Annotated in this window: 18 protein-coding genes; 7 read left to right on the forward strand and 11 right to left on the reverse strand. The window is 68.2% G+C overall.

What is annotated here, in order from left to right; all coding sequences use genetic code 11:
• Nucleotides 1-87: 87 nt before the first annotated feature.
• Nucleotides 88-678 carry an ATP-binding protein gene (locus AB0E90_RS16865; RefSeq protein WP_360405522.1) on the reverse strand — a complete coding sequence of 197 codons (591 nt, stop codon included), beginning with the start codon at nucleotides 676-678 and terminating at the stop codon, nucleotides 88-90.
• Between the two features lie 459 nt (nucleotides 679-1137).
• Between AB0E90_RS16865 and AB0E90_RS16870 the strand changes: the two genes are divergently transcribed.
• Nucleotides 1138-1977, forward strand: coding sequence for a phosphoribosylaminoimidazolesuccinocarboxamide synthase (locus AB0E90_RS16870; protein ID WP_360405525.1), 840 nt, complete (start codon nucleotides 1138-1140; stop codon nucleotides 1975-1977).
• On the opposite strand, the gene AB0E90_RS16875 is transcribed toward AB0E90_RS16870, so the two are convergent.
• Nucleotides 1974-2273, reverse strand: a complete 300-nt coding sequence (locus AB0E90_RS16875; RefSeq protein ID WP_360405527.1) for a DUF3040 domain-containing protein — start codon at nucleotides 2271-2273, stop codon at nucleotides 1974-1976. The two genes, AB0E90_RS16870 and AB0E90_RS16875, sit on opposite strands and share 4 nt — an antisense overlap.
• 157 nt (nucleotides 2274-2430) lie before the next feature.
• Between AB0E90_RS16875 and AB0E90_RS16880 the strand changes: the two genes are divergently transcribed.
• Nucleotides 2431-3174 (forward strand): ion transporter, encoded by a 744-nt coding sequence (locus tag AB0E90_RS16880; protein WP_360405530.1) that lies wholly within the window; start codon nucleotides 2431-2433, stop codon nucleotides 3172-3174.
• A 20-nt stretch (nucleotides 3175-3194) separates the two neighbouring features.
• Nucleotides 3195-5405 carry an LLM class flavin-dependent oxidoreductase gene (locus tag AB0E90_RS16885; RefSeq protein WP_360405533.1) on the forward strand — a complete coding sequence of 737 codons (2211 nt, stop codon included), beginning with the start codon at nucleotides 3195-3197 and terminating at the stop codon, nucleotides 5403-5405.
• A 163-nt stretch (nucleotides 5406-5568) separates the two neighbouring features.
• Here the strand turns inward: AB0E90_RS16885 and AB0E90_RS16890 are convergent, their stop codons facing one another.
• Entirely contained in the window at nucleotides 5569-5757 is a 189-nt protein-coding gene (locus tag AB0E90_RS16890; protein ID WP_360405536.1) for a hypothetical protein, read from the reverse strand.
• Nucleotides 5754-6095 carry a hypothetical protein gene (locus tag AB0E90_RS16895; protein WP_360405539.1) on the reverse strand — a complete coding sequence of 114 codons (342 nt, stop codon included), beginning with the start codon at nucleotides 6093-6095 and terminating at the stop codon, nucleotides 5754-5756. Before AB0E90_RS16895 ends, AB0E90_RS16890 begins: the two co-directional genes overlap by 4 nt.
• 325 nt (nucleotides 6096-6420) lie before the next feature.
• Here AB0E90_RS16895 and AB0E90_RS16900 point away from each other — a divergent pair, with 325 nt between their 5' ends.
• Nucleotides 6421-7311 carry a helix-turn-helix transcriptional regulator gene (locus tag AB0E90_RS16900; RefSeq protein WP_360405542.1) on the forward strand — a complete coding sequence of 297 codons (891 nt, stop codon included), beginning with the start codon at nucleotides 6421-6423 and terminating at the stop codon, nucleotides 7309-7311.
• A 78-nt stretch (nucleotides 7312-7389) separates the two neighbouring features.
• Here the strand turns inward: AB0E90_RS16900 and AB0E90_RS16905 are convergent, their stop codons facing one another.
• Nucleotides 7390-7623, reverse strand: a complete 234-nt coding sequence (locus tag AB0E90_RS16905) for a DUF397 domain-containing protein (RefSeq protein WP_213010842.1) — start codon at nucleotides 7621-7623, stop codon at nucleotides 7390-7392.
• A gap of 261 nt (nucleotides 7624-7884) precedes the next feature.
• Between AB0E90_RS16905 and AB0E90_RS16910 the strand changes: the two genes are divergently transcribed.
• Entirely contained in the window at nucleotides 7885-8139 is a 255-nt protein-coding gene (locus AB0E90_RS16910; protein ID WP_360405546.1) for a hypothetical protein, read from the forward strand.
• Between the two features lie 178 nt (nucleotides 8140-8317).
• Nucleotides 8318-8488 carry a hypothetical protein gene (locus AB0E90_RS16915; RefSeq protein WP_360405549.1) on the forward strand — a complete coding sequence of 57 codons (171 nt, stop codon included), beginning with the start codon at nucleotides 8318-8320 and terminating at the stop codon, nucleotides 8486-8488.
• A gap of 206 nt (nucleotides 8489-8694) precedes the next feature.
• Here AB0E90_RS16915 and AB0E90_RS16920 read toward each other — a convergent pair whose 3' ends face one another.
• The 4 genes from AB0E90_RS16920 to AB0E90_RS16935 all read right to left on the reverse strand — a co-directional run bounded on the left by AB0E90_RS16920 (nucleotide 8695) and on the right by AB0E90_RS16935 (nucleotide 13323).
• Nucleotides 8695-9504 (reverse strand): SAM-dependent methyltransferase, encoded by an 810-nt coding sequence (locus AB0E90_RS16920; RefSeq protein ID WP_360405552.1) that lies wholly within the window; start codon nucleotides 9502-9504, stop codon nucleotides 8695-8697.
• Nucleotides 9505-9629: 125 nt separating this feature from the next.
• Entirely contained in the window at nucleotides 9630-11192 is a 1563-nt protein-coding gene (locus AB0E90_RS16925; protein ID WP_360405555.1) for a diguanylate cyclase, read from the reverse strand.
• 146 nt (nucleotides 11193-11338) lie between these two features.
• Entirely contained in the window at nucleotides 11339-12895 is a 1557-nt protein-coding gene (locus AB0E90_RS16930; RefSeq protein ID WP_360405558.1) for an MDR family MFS transporter, read from the reverse strand.
• Nucleotides 12895-13323, reverse strand: a complete 429-nt coding sequence (locus AB0E90_RS16935) for a MarR family transcriptional regulator (RefSeq protein WP_360405561.1) — start codon at nucleotides 13321-13323, stop codon at nucleotides 12895-12897. Before AB0E90_RS16935 ends, AB0E90_RS16930 begins: the two co-directional genes overlap by 1 nt.
• 104 nt (nucleotides 13324-13427) lie before the next feature.
• Here AB0E90_RS16935 and AB0E90_RS16940 point away from each other — a divergent pair, with 104 nt between their 5' ends.
• A complete protein-coding gene (locus tag AB0E90_RS16940) occupies nucleotides 13428-14027 on the forward strand; it encodes a helix-turn-helix domain-containing protein (RefSeq protein WP_360405564.1) in 600 nt (199 codons plus the stop codon).
• Nucleotides 14028-14122: 95 nt separating this feature from the next.
• Here AB0E90_RS16940 and AB0E90_RS16945 read toward each other — a convergent pair whose 3' ends face one another.
• Nucleotides 14123-15559: a cellulose binding domain-containing protein gene (locus AB0E90_RS16945; RefSeq protein WP_360405567.1), complete on the reverse strand. Its 1437-nt coding sequence runs from the start codon at nucleotides 15557-15559 to the stop codon at nucleotides 14123-14125.
• Nucleotides 15560-15646: 87 nt separating this feature from the next.
• Nucleotides 15647-16234 carry a helix-turn-helix domain-containing protein gene (locus AB0E90_RS16950; protein ID WP_360405570.1) on the reverse strand — a complete coding sequence of 196 codons (588 nt, stop codon included), beginning with the start codon at nucleotides 16232-16234 and terminating at the stop codon, nucleotides 15647-15649.
• Nucleotides 16235-16293 lie beyond the last annotated feature (59 nt).

The raw sequence follows: 16293 nt of genomic DNA on the forward strand, positions 1-16293 counted from the left end.
CGCAACCAAACACGGCCTCAACCTCTACGACGCCCTCGTCCAACTCACGTCCGGCCGACCATGGATCCCCGCAATCAGCTGACCTGATTAGTTACGCGCCAGGTTGTGTCTGAGAGCTTCGGGATCGAGAGCGGTCGCGTGCTTCAAGTGACTGAGCGTGATGCAGGTTCCGTGGTCGTCGGTGTTGGGGATGGTCTGGACCGATCCGGGAAGGGTCAGCGTTCGCACATCGCCTGCGGGCGTCTTGAGTAGTTCGACGTCCAGCGTGACAGTGGTGTATGAACCCCCTCGCCAGGTGTCGACTCTCATGCGTTGAGCCAGACCGAAGCCGGCCAGCTTCCCGATGCCCTTGCGCCCCATCGGCTTTCGGCCGCCCATCTCTGCCTGCCCTGCCGCACGGCGATTGCGGCCGATAACGAGATAGTCGGATTGAAGGCCCTCGTCAGTCATCCCGGCGCCGTCGTCCCGCACCGTTATTTCGTCCTGTTGGCGGTTATATGTCCCGGGTTCCGGAAGGGTGATCTCGACTTCGGCGGCTCCGGCGTCCCACGCGTTCGCCACCAGCTCAGCGAGCGCGGCATCGCGCCGCTTGTACATCTGTACGCCTAGATGTTCAAGCGTTCGACCCATAACCGCGATACTGAAATCTTTCTCGACTGGTGCGCCACTCGACGTCATGCAGTGAGATTACTGGGCACGAAAGGTGTCCGCGGGAGTTGTATCGCCGAGCGGCCACTCTCAGCTTTGGCATCTACGGCCGAGATTTCGATACTGGGTACAAACGCACTCGTGAAGGACGCGAGAGGAGGTCCTTCGAAGATCAGCATTAATCTCGTCCACTGATTCTGTCCTGCGTCTGCGCCGAGTAGATCGGGTTCGACGAGCCCCAGATGGGCGGCGCTGAACGAGTCGCGAGTGCTCGACACCCCCTGCCGAGCGAGAGGCTGTGCGGTCAGGTGCGCCTGCCCTGCACGCGTCTCGGTCAGAACGATCTCGTACGGCCCGCGACAGCGCCCTTACTCACCGCGTCAGTGTGCCGCTTTGATCTCGTCCGCTTGGGGAGCCTTTCGGAACTCGTTCTTTGAGGTCGGCTAGCGTAAAGCAGCAGATTCGGCTGGGTTGGGCTAGGGGGATCACGTGGAGCTGTTGCACTCGGGGAAGGTTCGGGACGTCTACTCGGACGGCGATGACCTGGTGCTGGTCACCTCGGACCGGATCTCGATCTACGACGTCATCCTGCCTACCGCTATCCCGGACAAGGGGAAGATCCTCACTCAGCTCTCGCTCTGGTGGTTTGAGCAGCTCAGTGACGTCATCCCCAACCACGTCATCTCCAGCACCGACGTGCCGGCCGAGTGGCAGGGCCGCGCGATCCGCTGCGAGCGCCTAGACATGGTCATGGTCGAGTGCATTGCTCGCGGCTACCTCGCCGGCTCAGGTCTGAAGGAGTACGAGCGCGACGGCGCCGTCTCGGGCGTACAGCTGATCCCGGGGCTGATCGAGGGCTCCAAGCTCCCCGACCCGATCTACACCCCCACCACCAAGGCGCCGGTCGGCGAGGGTCACGACGAGTTCATGACCTTCGCCGAGGTCGAGGCCAAGGTCGGCAAGGACGAGGCGGAAGAGCTCCGCCGCGTCACCCTCGAGGTCTACCGCCGCGGCCAGGAGGTCGCGGCAACCAAGGGCATCATCATCGCGGACACCAAGATCGAGCTTGGGTACGCCAAGGACGGCACCCTCAAGCTCGGGGATGAGCTGCTCACGCCTGACTCGTCGCGCTTCTGGGCCGCTGACGAATGGGCGCCCGGCAGCACCCAGCGCTACCTCGACAAGCAGTTCCTGCGGGACTGGTCAGGGAAGCTGACGGACTGGGACCGCACCGATCCGGGGCCCGAGATCCCGGAGGACGTCGTCGAGGCCACCCGCAACCGCTACGTCGAGGTCTACGAGCGGCTCACCGGCGATAAGTGGAGCTAGTTCGAGACGCCGGGGCGGCGGCGCGGTGAGGGCCACAGGGTCTCGCTGGTGATGCCGCCTCGTCTCGACATCAGGTGTACGCCGTAGGCGACGCCCACGACGGCCAGCAGCAGGCCGGTCCAGCCGCCGAAGACGATGCACATCGGGGCCGTGGTCCACAGCAGAATTGCCAGCGCCACGTAGAAGTTGCGCTTGGGGCGGGCCAGTCGGTTGGTTCGGCGGGTGAACACCGGGTCGTCCTCGCGCAGTCTGTTCACCAGGCTGTCGAACATTGCCTTCTCGTTCGGCTCGAGCACGAGGGACCACCTCCAGCGACACATCCGCGACGGCCAATGGATTCCCGGCTGGTCGGCGGGAAAAACGCTGGCGTTCGCCATCTGCTGAATGAGTATCAACAGCATCAAAGCGCCGGACCGACCCCAAATACCCTGACATATCAGGCAAACTGCGGGTGTGAGCGAGCGACGCCTGCGCGCCTGGGAGCACGCGACCGCGTACCCGCTGACCGGTCTTTCCTTGCTCTTCATCGCGGTCTACGCCTGGCCGGTGCTGGACCCGGGGATGGATTCGACCTGGCGGAACGTCTGCCAGCTCGGCGATGTGCTGATCTGGGCGCTGTTCTGCATCGAATATCTGGTTCGTCTCCGTCTGGCCGGTAACAAGCACCGCTTCGTCCGCACTCATTGGTTCGACCTGGCGGTTCTGATCCTGCCGGTGCTCCGGCCGCTGCGAGCGTTGCGCCTGCTCAACGCGCTGCGGGTGCTCAACCGGCACGCGGTGGCGTGGACGCGGGGGCGGCTGGCGATCTACGTGATCTGCGCGACCGGCCTGATCGTCCTGATGGCGGCGCTGGCCGTGCTGGACGCGGAGCGCGGGCATCCCAACGGGCGGATCCAGACATATCCGGAAGCGCTGTGGTGGGCGGTCTGCACGATCACGACCGTTGGCTACGGCGATCTCTATCCGGAGACCACCGAAGGACGCCTGGTGGCGGTGGCCCTGATGGTCGGTGGTCTGGGCCTGATCGGGTTCACCACCGGAACGCTGGCCAGCTGGATGGTGGAGCGCCTCTCCGACGCCGATCGGCCGGCCGGCACAGCCACCCGCGCCGACATCGCCCTGCTCCTGCACGAGATTCGCAAGCTGCGGGCGGAGGTGGACACCCTCAAGTCCCGGCAGCCCACCGATGACCCCTGAACAAGATCTAGGCTCAGCTTGTGGATTATGGGCATCCGATCGAGTTCGGCACTTTTATCACTCCGGTCAACGACCCGCCGCAGGCCGCCGTGGAGCGGGCGCAGCTCAGCGAGCAGCTCGGCTTTGATCTCGTCACGTTCCAGGATCACCCCTACCAGGCCGGCTTCCTCGACACCTGGACGCTGCTGACCTGGGTGGCGGCGCAGACGTCGACGATCGCGATCTCCGGCAACGTGCTGAACGTGCCGATGCGGCCGGCGCCGGTGCTCGCGCGGGCGGCGGCGTCGCTTGATCTGCTGTCCGAGGGGCGGCTGGCGCTCGGGCTCGGGGCCGGCGCGTTCTGGGACGCGATGGTGGCGATGGGCTTTCCGCGGCGTACGCCGGCCGAGTCGGTCGATCAGCTTTCCGAGGCCATCGACGTGATCCGGGAGATTTGGCAGGCGGACAAGCGCGCCGCACTGCGGCTCGACGGCAAGTATTACCAGCTCAGCGGGGCCAAGCGTGGGCCGGCGCCGGCCCATGAGGTGCCGATCTGGCTGGGTGCCTACAAGCCGCGGATGCTGCGGCTCGTGGGCGCCAAGGCCGACGGCTGGCTGCCGTCGCTCGGCTACCTGAAGCCGGGGGACCTCGCCCGCGGCAACGCGATCATCGACGAGGCCGCGGCGGCCGCGGGGCGGGATCCGCGGGAGATCCGTCGGCTGTTGAACATTTCCGGTGAGGCGACGGTGGACGAGTTGCTGCCGATGATTCTCGAAGACGGCGTCAGCACCCTGATCATCGGCACCGACGACCCCAATGAGCTGGAGCGATTCGCCACCGAGGTGATTCCGGCGGTGCGTGCGGAGGTGGCCCGAGCGCGGTCGGCGGCCGGTATTTCGGCGGGGCCGGTGCGCAGCGCTGCCGCGTTGGCGGCACGCCGCGAAGGCATCGACTATGACGGGCTTCCCGGTTCACTGACGGCTGTCGAGCCAGGCGATTACGGGTACGCCAAGGTCCGCTCCACCTATATGCGCGGCGGGTCGCCGGGCCTGGTGATCAAGGCGCGCGACGTCGATCAGGTCGTCACCGCGCTCGCGTTCGCCCGGGAGCAGAAGGTGCCGCTGGCCGTGCGCAGCGGCGGCCACGGGATCAGCGGGCGGTCCACGAACGACGGCGGCATCGTGATCGACCTGTCCGAGATGCGCGACATCGCGGTCCTGTCGGAAGACGACCGGCTGGTGCGGGTCGAGGCGGGCGCACGCTGGAAGGATGTGGCGGCGGCGCTCGCCCCGCACGGGTGGGCGCTGTCGAGCGGCGACTACGGCGGTGTCGGGGTCGGCGGGCTGGCCACGGCCGGCGGCATCGGCTGGCTGGCCCGCGAGCACGGCCTCACCATCGACCACATGCGTGCCGCCGACCTGGTGCTGGCGGACGGGTCTCGGGTGCACGTGAGCGAGGCCGAGCACCCGGACCTGTTCTGGGCGGTGCGCGGAGCCGGCGCCAACTTCGGCATCGTCACCGCGTTCGAGTTCCAGGTCGACGAGGTGGAGAACGTCGGTTTCGGCCAGTTCGTCTTCGACGCGTCCGACACGGCGGGGCTGCTGGAGCGCTGGGGCGCCGCGATGGAGGCGGCCCCGCGCGACCTGACGACCAACCTCATCGTCGGCGCGCCGCGCCAAGGACAATCACTTGCCCAGGTGTACGGCGTGGTCAACTCGTCCACACCGGACACGATCATCGACCGGCTCACCCCGATCGCCCGGATCGCGCCGTTGCTCGACCAGCAGGTCCAGCTCGTGCCCTATGCCGGCGTGATGAACGTGCCGGATGCGCCGCACGACGGCCAGGGCGATCCGGTGGCTCGATCGGGGCTGATCGACCATTTGACCCCATCGTTCTGTGCCGCGGCTGCGGCCCTGGTCAACGGTGGTGCCGCCTACTTCTTCCAGATCCGGTCGGTGGGCGGCGCGGTCGCCGACGTGCCGGCGGATGCCACCGCATATTCGCACCGCGCGGCGAACTTCTCAGTGGTCGCATTCGGGGCATCAAGGTCGAGATTGGACGCTGCCTGGGGTGCGCTGGCCTCGCACTTCCGCGGTTTGTACCTTTCGTTCGAGACCGACCTGAGTCCCTCGAGGCTCGCCGACACCTGGCCACCTGCGACTTTGGCCAGGTTGCGGGCGTTGAAGAAGGAGTACGACCCGGCGAACGTGTTCCGCGACAACTTCAATATCGACCCTTTGGGTGATTAGCCTCAGCCGTGTGGCCGCCGGACCCCTAAAACGTCACGGTAAGTAACCGCTGTTCAGGTCTTCGCCGAGCAGGATTCACCCGATCGATGGTCGGCACGGCTGATTACGGACCGCAACGACAAAAGAGCCGGCGCAATCGCGCCGACTCGGGTTGTTTTGCGGGTCAGTGTGGGTGGGTGGAGGTCACCGGACGCTTGGGCCAGGCGGCGCCCGCGCCGCACCCCTCGCACGCCAGCTGGTCACCGCAGGAGGGGCACCAGTCGTTGGTGCGTCTCAGGTACCACCCCAGGGCCACGCCACCGAACAAGCTCAGGAGGCCGACGAGGGCCGCCACCGTTACCGCTCCGGTCATGCCGCGGAACCTCGCACGGGGAGACCGGCCGGCGTCATCCGGCGACCGACGACATTGCGGTCGCGGCGGTCGAGCGGATCGTCCGAGGAACGGGCGCTCACATAGGGAGCGGTGAACGTGTCGACCCCGGTGCCGCGGTGGGCGCCCGGTCGGTAGGTGACGGTCACTGCCCTCGGCGAGGCGGCCTCGATGACTCCGGCTCGCCAGCCGTCCCGGTAGACCCACACCCGGTCGGCCGGGTGGTAACTGTCGGCGGGGGCCACATCGGCGGGATCGCGCTGTGGCGGGGCGGTTGTCGGCGTGTTGGACGGAGGTGGGGACGCCGGTGCCGTGGACATCGAGATGGCCCTCCCAGGTCTCGGAGACTCGGTCGTCGGGTGGCAATGAGCACCACCAGGGACGCGCGTGCAGGCCGAGAAGCCGAACATCAGCACGCAGTGTCAACAGGTGATACGCGTGTGTCAGCTATCATCCTCGCCGACAGAGGCGTTCGCAAGGCCGGATGCACGTGCATTTGCAGCGCGCGGATGCGCCGGGCGTTACCCTCCGGAGATAAGCTGGTGCTGTTTCGTTGTGGACGATCTCCCCTTTAGGATGCTTGGGGCTGAGGCCGGGCAACCCAAAACCGGCCCGGCAGCCCCCAACAGTGATGCAAGGAGTCAGGTGAGCGCGGGTTCGCAGGAGGAGGCACCGGGCAGCGGCCCTACAGTGCTGCGCATCCTGCTCGGCGCCCAGCTCCGCCGCTTGCGGGAAGCCAAGGCGATCAGCAGGGAAGACGCGGGCTGGGAGATCCGGGCCTCGGGCTCGAAGATCAGCCGCATGGAGCTCGGGCGGGTCAGCTTCAAGGAGCGCGACGTCGCCGACCTGTTGACCCTCTACGGGGTCAACGACAGGGACGAGCGTGAGGCTCTGCTCGTGCTGGCCCGTCAGGCCAACAACCCGGGCTGGTGGCAGCAGTTCAGCGACATCCTGCCCGGCTGGTTCCAGTCCTATCTGGGCCTGGAGGCCGCGGCCTCGCTGCTGCGCACCTATGAGGTCCAGTTCGTCCCCGGTCTGCTGCAGACTCCGGAATACGCGCGGGCCGTCATCATGCTCGGCCACGCCGGCGTCACCCCGGAGGAGATGGACCGCCGCGTCGAGCTGCGCCGCCAGCGGCAGCAGATCCTCGACCGGCCGGACGCGCCCCAGCTGTGGGCGGTCATCGACGAGGCCGTGCTGCGCCGCCCGATCGGCGGCATCGACGTGATGAAGGCGCAGATCGAGTTCCTGATCGAGGCGGCCAAGAAGCCGAACGTGCGGCTGCAGATCATTCCCTTCCACGCGGGTGGCCACGCCGCCGCGGGCGGGCCGTTCGCGATCCTCCGCTTCCCCGAGCCGGAGCTGCCCGACGTGGTCTATGTCGAGCAGCTGACGAGCGCGATCTATCTGGACAAGCGCGAGGACGTCGACCAGTACGCGATGGCGATGGAGCGGGTCTGCATCGACGCCGAGCCGCCGAACCACACGCCGGAGATCCTCGGCAAGCTGCTGCACGAAGTCGGTCGCCCAGCCTGATCCACCCCAGGACAGCACTCGGGCCCGCCGGTCACGGCGGGCCCGAGCTTTTATGGCCTGTGCCTTGCGCAGGTCGAGTCAGGCGAGCAGGTTGTCGAAGTCGCCGTCGCGGACTCCACCGAGGAAGGCCTCGATCTCGGCCGGCGTGTAGATCAGGGCCGGGCCTTCCGGGTCCCGGGAGTTGCGCATGGCGACCTCGCCGGAAGGCAGCACCGCGCACTCGACGCAGTTGCCGCTGGGGTTGCTGCGCCGGCTCTTCTGCCAGGTGACACCGTCCAACTGGCCGGCGGGGATGCCGTTAACCGCGTTCATTTGAAGCTCCCTTGGTTTGCTCCGGTCGGGGATCGCCCGGAGGCACTGGTCTCTCGTGGCTACGGCCAGATCACGCGTTGTGCAAATGCACGTGCATTTGGCCTTGCGTACTCACGGGATTGTGAGCATGATAACGCACGTACCAAAACTTAGGGTGTCACTTAGGGTGACATCTTTAAGTGACGGGTCGGTCGCGGAAACGGCGTCTGCGGCCTCGAAGCGAGGCTCCCTGGCGGGGGCGTCCAGCGAGAGGTGACGAGCATGTCGATTCCCAATATCGGGCCGGAGCATGCCGACCAGGGCGACCCCGACGGGGTGGAAACCCACCGTAGGGGCAACCCGCCACTCGTCTACCGAGACGAGCCGCTGACCGACGACGTGGTGGCCGCCACAATGCGTGCCAGTGCCGTCACCCACCGTTTCGGCGGTGTCAGGTATGCCCTGGCCCGCCCCGATGCCACGGCGGTCGATCCGCGTCCGTCGGCCGAGGATGGTGATTCCGACGCGCGCGACTGACCTGGTCCGCTGTGCGCGAGGCCGACGTGCCGGGCACCTCCCCGGTCCGACGGTTTCCGCGCCGACGGCGCTGATCTTCCGCGGCGGCCGGCTCCTGCCGCGGCAGCCGCGCTGGCCCGCACATGAGTTCGCCGAGTCCGACTATCGCCACGGCACTGGCAGCCTTCGGTTACGCATCGTGCACATCGAGTGGGCAAGCTCGGTGGTTCGCGACGGCGTCACCTGGCTCGAGGCGGAGGGCGAGGAGCTCGATCCGGCCGGCCACCCGGCCGGGCGGCGCCAGATTCTTATCCGCGCGGAACGACTACCGGCTCCGCTGGCACGCAAGCGACCGCGATTGCGGGTGTGACTCCGTAACACCTCGCATGGCGCCCCCGACGGGGCGCCGCCCGACGGCCGGTCGGGCGGTCCGGTTCCCCCGTGCCAGGCCGCTCGACCGGTCCCCATGAAGCTTCGCCGGTCGGTCATCCAGTTCGGATGACCGAGGGGATTGGCCGACGAGGCTTTGCACCCATATAACTGGGGGTCAGGGGCCCGCTCGCCCCTGGCCCCCGCCTATGGCTTGCGAGCGACTCCGGCCCAGTAATAGGCGGCTTCCGGGTTCTCCACGGTCGAGTCCGGGCGCCAGCTCGACACCGGCACCAGGCCCGGCTCCAGCATCTCCCAGTCACCGAAGAAGCGGCGGACCGCTTCCTCGGAGCGGGCCACCAGTGTCATGCCGGCGCCGGTCGCGGTGTTGACCGCCTGCTCGACCTCGGCCGGCGCGAAATCGGCCGTCGGGTGGGTGATCGCCAGGCAGCTGCCGGACGGCATCGCGTCGCGCAGCGCGGCGACGAGTGCCCACGGGTCGTCCGAGTCGGCCAGCAACATCAGGATCGCGATCAGGGTGAGGCCGACCGGCTCGCCGAAGGTCAGCGTGTCCTTGAGCATCGGGTCGTCGAGGATCGACCGCGGGTCGCGGATGTCGGCCGAGATGTATTCGCTGCGGCCCTCCGGCTTGCTGACCATCAGGGCCCGGGCGTGCACCAGGACGATCGGGTCATTGTCCACATAGACCACCCGGGACGACGGCTCGATCCGCTGGGCGATCTCGTGCAGGTTGGGCCGGGTCGGGATGCCGGTGCCGATGTCGAGGAACTGCCGGATGCCCTCCTTGGCGACCAGATCACGGGCCACCCGGTGGACGAACTTGCGGTTTTCCCCGGCCATGTAGCGCATGCCGGGGATCGCTTTGATCATCGCCTCGCCGACCCCACGGTCGACCGCGAAATTGTCCTTGCCGCCGAGCCAGTAGTCGTAGATGCGGGCCGAGTGGGGGACGTTGATGTTGACCCCTGGCGGCGCAACCTCTTTGCCCTCACCCACAGCACGGCCCTCCTAGCCACTGACGGCGACCCTCGCCCGACCCGGGTGTGGGTTGACGTCCGTCAGTGTCGTAAAGGGTAGCGGTTCGGCTCGCTCGCCCGAAAACTACGGAGCGGAATCGTTGATCATGCGGCGGACGGTCGGCGGTTTCGACCGGAACCGGTTGCGGATGACACCACGCGGTCGCGTCCGCCGTGCTTGGCGGCGTACAAATGACGGTCCGCAATGGACAGAAGCGTCGCTTGCGTCGGTTTCGAGGTGTCGCCGACGGCGGCCACACCAATGCTCACGGTAACCGGAAGCCCGCAGGTAAGCGGTTTCCAATCGTGACTTTTGATCGCCTCGCGGAGCGCGTCGAGAGCCTCGGCCGCCCGGTCGGTCGGGGTTCCCGGGAGTGCCAGAAGGAACTCCTCGCCACCCATCCGCACCACGAAGCCGCCCGGCGCGATCTCCGCCAGGCCGTGCTCCAGCAGGCGCGCCACCTGCACCAGCACCCGGTCGCCGACGTCGTGCGACAGCCGGTCGTTGATCCGCTTGTAGTGGTCGAGGTCGACCATCGCCACGGTCAGCTCCGGATCCGACTCGATCAGGGCGGGCAACTGCTCGTTGAGGAAGCGGCGGTTGCGCAGGCCGGTCATCGGGTCGCGGCGGGCCTGCTCGCGGAACCGCTCCGCCTCCTGCCGGGCCTCGGCCGTCTCGAACATCGCCTGCCGGGTGCGTGCCTGCGCCTCCCGCTGGAGCGAATGCTGCCGGGTGTGCGCGGCGAAGAACTCCTTGTGCGCCGCGAACGCTTCGGCGAACTCGCCGCGGGCCGCGTACAACTCGGCTTGTTCTTGGTGAAGCCGGACCTGCACGTGGCCGAGCTCGCGCTCGGCGCAGAGGCGCCGGGAGGCGTTGAGGCTGCGCTGAGCGCGGCCGTACGCGCCGAGGCCGCGCTGCGCCCGGGCCAGGGTGAGCAGATACTCGGCCAGCGCGTCGGCGTCGTCCTGGTTGCCGTCGTGATGCCGGTCGAGGCAGGCCATCAGGGTGCGCTCGGCCTCGGCGTACTGCTCGTTCTCGATCTGGATGGCGCCGATCGTGTCGAGCAGGGCGGCGTCGAGCTGGAAACCGTGCTCGGCGGCGTGCAGTTGCAGCCGGGCGGCCACCTGCTGGGCCTGCTCGTGCTGGCCGGCCGCGAACTCGGCGTACGCGAAGTTGTTGAGCACCGCGAGTTGCAGGTCCGGCCGTTTCCGGCGGCGCGCCAGGTCGGCGGCCTGCCGGTAACGCAGCCGCGCGGCGTCCATCGAGCCGGCCAGGCTGAGCGCGTCGGCGAGCTTGGCCCGATGCCAGATCCGCATGTGGTCGGTGGCGGTGTCGTCGAGCAGCTCGACGCTGAGGATGGAGTGCTCGAGGCACTGGGCGACGTCACCGAGGTGCCGGTGGATGCCGGCCCAGACCAGGTGGGTGCGCGCGGTGAGCTGCCGGGCGTCGTGCTCGACCGCCCACTGGTGCACCTTCCAGATCCGCCCGGCCGCACCGGCCAGATCGCCGGCCCGCATGTGCAGGTTGGCCTGGCTCAGCCGGGCGCGCGCCACCAGCAGCTCGTCGCCGAGCTCGGCGGCCTGCCGCTCGATGTCGGCGGCCCGCTCGAGCATGGCGGTCGCGTCCCAGTTGATCTCGTCCTCGAGCTCCAGGAGGGCCGCAGACAATAACTCGCCGTCCAACCCGACACCCCTTCGTATGCGCTCCGTTCTGAAAGGCTAGCTCTGGGTGAGCGGAGATCCCCACGGATAGACACGTGATCCACGTCAAAGGCGGCGCCCCCGTCGAGGGGACGCCGCCTTTGTAGGGGCAATCAGCGGGCGAGGGCTTCGGCCGGGATCTGGGCCTCGTCCTCGGCGCTCGGGGTGGAGTTGGCGGCCTCGGCGAGGTCGACCGTCGAGCGCAGGGCGGTGGGCTTCATGAACAGGGCGGCCACCACGCCGATCACCGCGATGACGGCCGAGATCAGGAAGATGTGGCCGGTGGCGTCACCGTAGGCGGCGCGGACCACGTGCTGGGTGGCCTCGGGCAGGGCGCTGATGTTGAGGCTGCTGCTGCCCGAGCTGGAGGCGCCTCCGCCCAGGTTCGCGGTGACCCGGTGGGCCAGGACGGCACCCAGGACCGAGACGCCGATCGTGCCGCCCAGCGAGCGGAAGAACGCCACCGTCGAGCTGGCCGCGCCGATGTCCTTCAGCGCCACCGTGTTCTGCACCGAGAGCACCAGGTTCTGCATCGACATGCCGACTCCGATGCCGACCAGGGCCATCGCGATTCCGACGTACCAGAGCGGGGTTGTGTGGTCGAGGGTCGACAGGCCGGCGAAGCCGACCACGAGCGTCACGGTGCCGGCGACGATGTAGGGCTTGATCTTTCCGGTACGGCTGATGATGCGCCCGGCGATGGTGGAGGAGACGAGCACGCCGGCCATCAACGGGATGGTGAGCAGACCCGCCTGGGTGGGGCTGTAACCGCGGCCGATCTGGAAGTACTGGCCGAGGAAGACCGCGCCACCGAACATGGCCATGCCGACCGAGAGGCTGGCGATGATCGCGAGGGCGGTGCCGCGCTTCTTGACGATCTCCAGCGGGACCACCGGCTCGGCGACCCGGGACTCGACCCAGATGGCGGCGGCGATCAGGAGAAGGCCGGCGCCGACCATGGCGTACGTCTCCCAGGAGAGCCACGCGAACGAGCTGTCCACGAACGACACCCAGATCAGCAGGGTGCTGACGCCGGCCGCGATCAGGGACGCGCCCCAGTAGTCGATCTTCACGGAGGAACGGCGGATGACCGCGAGGTTCAGGGTCTTCTGCAGCACGACCAGGGCGATGATGGCGATCGGCACGCCGATGTAGAAGCACCAGCGCCAGCCGAGCCACGCGGTGTCGACGATGACGCCGCCGAGCAGCGGGCCGCCGACGGTGGCGACGGCCATGACGCCGCCGAGGTAGCCGTTGTACCGGCCGCGTTCGCGGGGCGGGATCATCGCGGCGATCGCGACCTGGACGAGCGCCTGCACGCCGCCCATGCCGAGGCCCTGGAAGGCGCGTGCCGCGATGAGCTGGGGCGCGGTCTGGGCGAGGCCGGCGACCATCGAGCCGAGCACGAACACGACGATCGAGATCTGGACGAGCAGTTTCTTGCTGAACAGGTCGGCGAGCTTGCCCCAGATCGGGGTGGACGCGGTCGCGGTGAGCAGGCTGGCGGTGACCACCCAGGTGTACTGGGTCTGGCTGCCGTCGAGCGCCCCGATGATCGTCGGCAGGGCGGTGGAGACGATGGTCGAGCTGGCCATCGCGACGAAGAGCACCAGCAGGAGCCCGGAGAGGGCCTCCATGATCTGGCGATGGGTCATGGGTTTGGCGCTCATCAAGCAGCCTCCAGCAAGTCGTGGGTGAAGCGGTGCAGAAGAGTCGAAAAGGTGCGCAGCTCGTCGGGCGTCCAGTCGGCCAGCGCCTCGGACATGCCGCGCTCGTAGTCGGTGAGCACGTGGTCGATGGCGGCGCGACCGGGGTCGGTGAGGGTCAGCACGCAAGCCCGGCCGTCGTTCGGGTCGGCCTCGCGGCCGACGAAGCCGGCTCGGTCCAGGGCGGCCACGGCGCGGCTGACGGTGGACGGGTCGAGGGCGCACTCGGTGGCGAGTTCGGTGACGTGTGAGCCGCGTCCGGCTGCGATGGCGGCGAGCACACCCAGCGTTCCGGCGGGAACGGCGACGACGGGGATGCGCTGTTTGAAGACGCGTACGGCTTTGAGCACGTCACGGAGTTCGGACAGCACCTCCCGGCGGGTCTCGATCATCAGGACCTCCTCGGGGTGGTTGTCACATACAACTATCGACGTTCGCTTCTCATTGCGCAATCTTTCTCATTGAGAAGCGAATCACACGCCGGTACGCTCAACTCATGAGCACGACGGCGGAGCCGGGGCTTCGCGAGCGCAAAAAGGCCGCCACTCGGCAGGCCCTGCACGAGTCGGCAGTCCGGCTCGCCATCGAACACGGCCTCGACCGGATCACGGTGGAGGCGATCGCCGACGACGCCGGTGTCTCCCGGCGCACGTTCTCGAACTATTTCGGCAGCAAAGAGGAAGCGCTGATGTACGGCGACTTCCAGCGGGTCCAGCGGCTGCTCGACGCGGTGCGGGCCCGGCCGGCCGGCGAGGCGCCCTGGGCGGCGCTCACCGCCATCGCCGCCGACTTCAACCGTGAGCTGGGCGCACTCGACCCGGAGCGGGTGGCACAGGGCCGGCTGATGCGCAGCCATCCGTCACTGCTCGCCGCCCAGAACCAGACCTTCGCCGCGGGCGAGCGTGAGCTCACCGCCGAGATCGCGCGCCGTCTGGCCGAGCCCGACCCCAGCGGGGTGCGCGCGCGGATGACCGCCGCCACGTTCCTGGTGGCGATGCGCGTCTCGGTGAACATGTGGCTCGACGCGCCGGCCGGCACGACGCTGTGGAGCATCGCCGAGGAAGCGCTGGCCACGGCCGGCCGCGGCCTGGCATAGGCCGTTTTCGAAACGGCATAGGGCAGAGAAAACGCGGCTCCGGGTTGGGGGACCCGGAGCCGCGTTTCCTTACCTTGTGGGGATGGAGAAATGTCCTAGCCGGTGAAGCCGGCGAAGATCTTGCTGAACTCGAGCGGCGTCTGGGTCACGTTGGTGCACTGGAACAGCGCGCCGCTGCAGGCGTTCTTGTCCCGGTTCAGCTCCCAGAACGAGACGAACCCGAGGTGGTTGGCGTTCGCGAAGGCGATCAGGTCCTTGGCGTCGCTCTGCAGGAACTTGCCCTGGTCGTCGTTCACGCCCAGCATCGGAGTCACGCCGACCATCTTGAAGGCGGCCGCGTCGCTGTTGCCGTACACCTGCTTGATCTGGTCCTTGGTGCTCTTGACCGCCTGGATCGCGAGATCGCCGTAGTCCTGGCCGGAGCGGCCGTAGTCCATCGCCATGATGTTGACCAGGTCGAGGCTGACGCCGGCGTCCTTGGCCGACTTGACCACGTTGACGCCGTCGGCGGTGAGGCCCTCGGGCAGCACCGGCAGGGTCAGCGAGATCTTCAGGCCCGGGTTGGCCTTCTGCAACGCGGCCAGCGCGGTCGAGCGACGGGCGATCGTGGTCGGGTCGGCCACCGCGGCGCCCTCGATGTCGAGGTCGATGTACTTCAGGCCGTACGCCGAGACGACCGCCTGGTACTCCGCCTGCAGCGCCGAGACGCTGGTGCAGGCCTGGGCCAGCTCGATGCCGGTGGCGCCGCCGAACGACACCTTCACGTCACCGCCGGCCGCACGGACCGCGGCGATCTGGTCGGCGAACTGCTTCTGCCGCGGGTCGAACGCGTTGAACCAGCTCGCCTTGCAGCCGACGCTGGTCACGAACGCCAGGCTGAAGGACTTGATGTTGCCGCCGCTGCCCAGCTGGGCGAGCGTGGTCGAGCCATTCGAGAGCAAACCCATGTCGACGTACGGGGCGACGAGCACGTTTCCGCCGGTGGATGGCGGGTTGGTGGTCGGCGGCGACGTCGTCGTGGGTGCCGTGGTCGGGGCCTTGGTGGTCGGCGCTGTCGTCGGCGCGGCGGTGGTCGGCCGCGTCGTGGTCGGCGCGGTAGTGGGAGTCGTCGCCCCACCTCCGCAGGACGCGCCGTTGATGGTGCAGGTGGTCGGGCTGCCACTGCCGGCCACGATGAAGCCGAACTCGACCTTGCCGCCGGCCGGGATGGTGACCGCCCAGCTCGGGTTCTTCGCGGTGACCGTGCTGCCCGAGACGGTGGCCGCGGTGTCCCAGAAGCTGCCCAGCTTCGCGCTCGACGGCAGTCCGAAGACGAGCGACCAGCCGTTGACGGCGGCGCCGGTGCCGTTGGTGATCGTGTACTTCGCCTGATAGCCCGAACCCCAGTCGCTGTCCTTGGCGAAGGATGCGCTGAGGACGCCCGCGGCCGAGGTGGTCGGGGTGGTGGCCGCGACGGCCGCGCCGACGCCACCGCCGACGGCGAGAACGGCCGCCGAGGCATAGATGGCGAGACGCAGACGGCTGCGTTGCATGGGTGACTCCGATCGCAAGGGGTGACGACGGGAGTCGATTCTCGGCCGGTGCGTAGTTAAAGGACCTTGACTAGACCTTAAACATCCTTAAATGACGGCCTTGTCTCCGCCCGGCCGTGGATTTTTCGCCTCCAGGCCGTTGAGGAGCAGGTCGAGCTGGCGCCGCCAGGCACCGGGCTGAGAGCGCTGGATCACCCCGGCGTTGGCCCGCATCAGGAGGCTGATGTCGCGGCGGCTGAAGTCGGGGCGCAGCACGCCGGCGCCGACTGCCCGCGCGATCACCTCGGAGGCGCCCCGCTGGGCGGCGGTGCGCAGCTCGGCCAGCCGCGGGTCGTCGTCGAAGCTCGTGCTGACCAGCAGCTCGGACAGGCCCCGATCGGTGGCCTGCAGCTCGAACAACCGGGTGAGGTAGCCGGCGAAGGCGTCCCACGGGTCCGGCTCGTGCAGGGCCAGCGTGGCGAGCTCGACGTACTCGGTCATCTGGCCGGCGAAGACCTCGGAGATCAGGTCACGCCGGGTGGGGAAGCGGCGGTAGAGGGTGGCGTTGCCGACTCCCGCCCGCCGGGCGATCTCGTCGAGCGACGCGTCCAGTCCCTGGTCGCCGAACACCTCCCGAGCCGCGGTCAGCAGCGCGGCACGGTTGCGTTCCGCATCCGCGCGCAAGCGTTGGGGCATGCGGGACAGGGTACCGACGGGACCGGGGATGCATCCCCGTTTGGTGTTAGGTTTTCCAT

Source organism: Actinoplanes sp. NPDC026619, assembly GCF_040638295.1.
Taxonomy (GTDB): domain Bacteria; phylum Actinomycetota; class Actinomycetes; order Mycobacteriales; family Micromonosporaceae; genus Actinoplanes.

Coding starts and splice junctions, on each gene's coding strand:
- AB0E90_RS16865 (WP_360405522.1), bottom strand. CDS start 678: ATGACGTCGAGTGGCGCACCAGTCGAGAAAGATTTCAGTATCGCGGTT.
- AB0E90_RS16890 (WP_360405536.1), bottom strand. CDS start 5,757: ATGACCGGAGCGGTAACGGTGGCGGCCCTCGTCGGCCTCCTGAGCTTG.
- AB0E90_RS16895 (WP_360405539.1), bottom strand. CDS start 6,095: ATGTCCACGGCACCGGCGTCCCCACCTCCGTCCAACACGCCGACAACC.
- AB0E90_RS16905 (WP_213010842.1), bottom strand. CDS start 7,623: ATGAACGCGGTTAACGGCATCCCCGCCGGCCAGTTGGACGGTGTCACC.
- AB0E90_RS16910 (WP_360405546.1), top strand. CDS start 7,885: ATGTCGATTCCCAATATCGGGCCGGAGCATGCCGACCAGGGCGACCCC.
- AB0E90_RS16930 (WP_360405558.1), bottom strand. CDS start 12,895: ATGAGCGCCAAACCCATGACCCATCGCCAGATCATGGAGGCCCTCTCC.
- AB0E90_RS16935 (WP_360405561.1), bottom strand. CDS start 13,323: ATGATCGAGACCCGCCGGGAGGTGCTGTCCGAACTCCGTGACGTGCTC.
- AB0E90_RS16940 (WP_360405564.1), top strand. CDS start 13,428: ATGAGCACGACGGCGGAGCCGGGGCTTCGCGAGCGCAAAAAGGCCGCC.
- AB0E90_RS16945 (WP_360405567.1), bottom strand. CDS start 15,559: ATGCAACGCAGCCGTCTGCGTCTCGCCATCTATGCCTCGGCGGCCGTT.
- AB0E90_RS16950 (WP_360405570.1), bottom strand. CDS start 16,234: ATGCCCCAACGCTTGCGCGCGGATGCGGAACGCAACCGTGCCGCGCTG.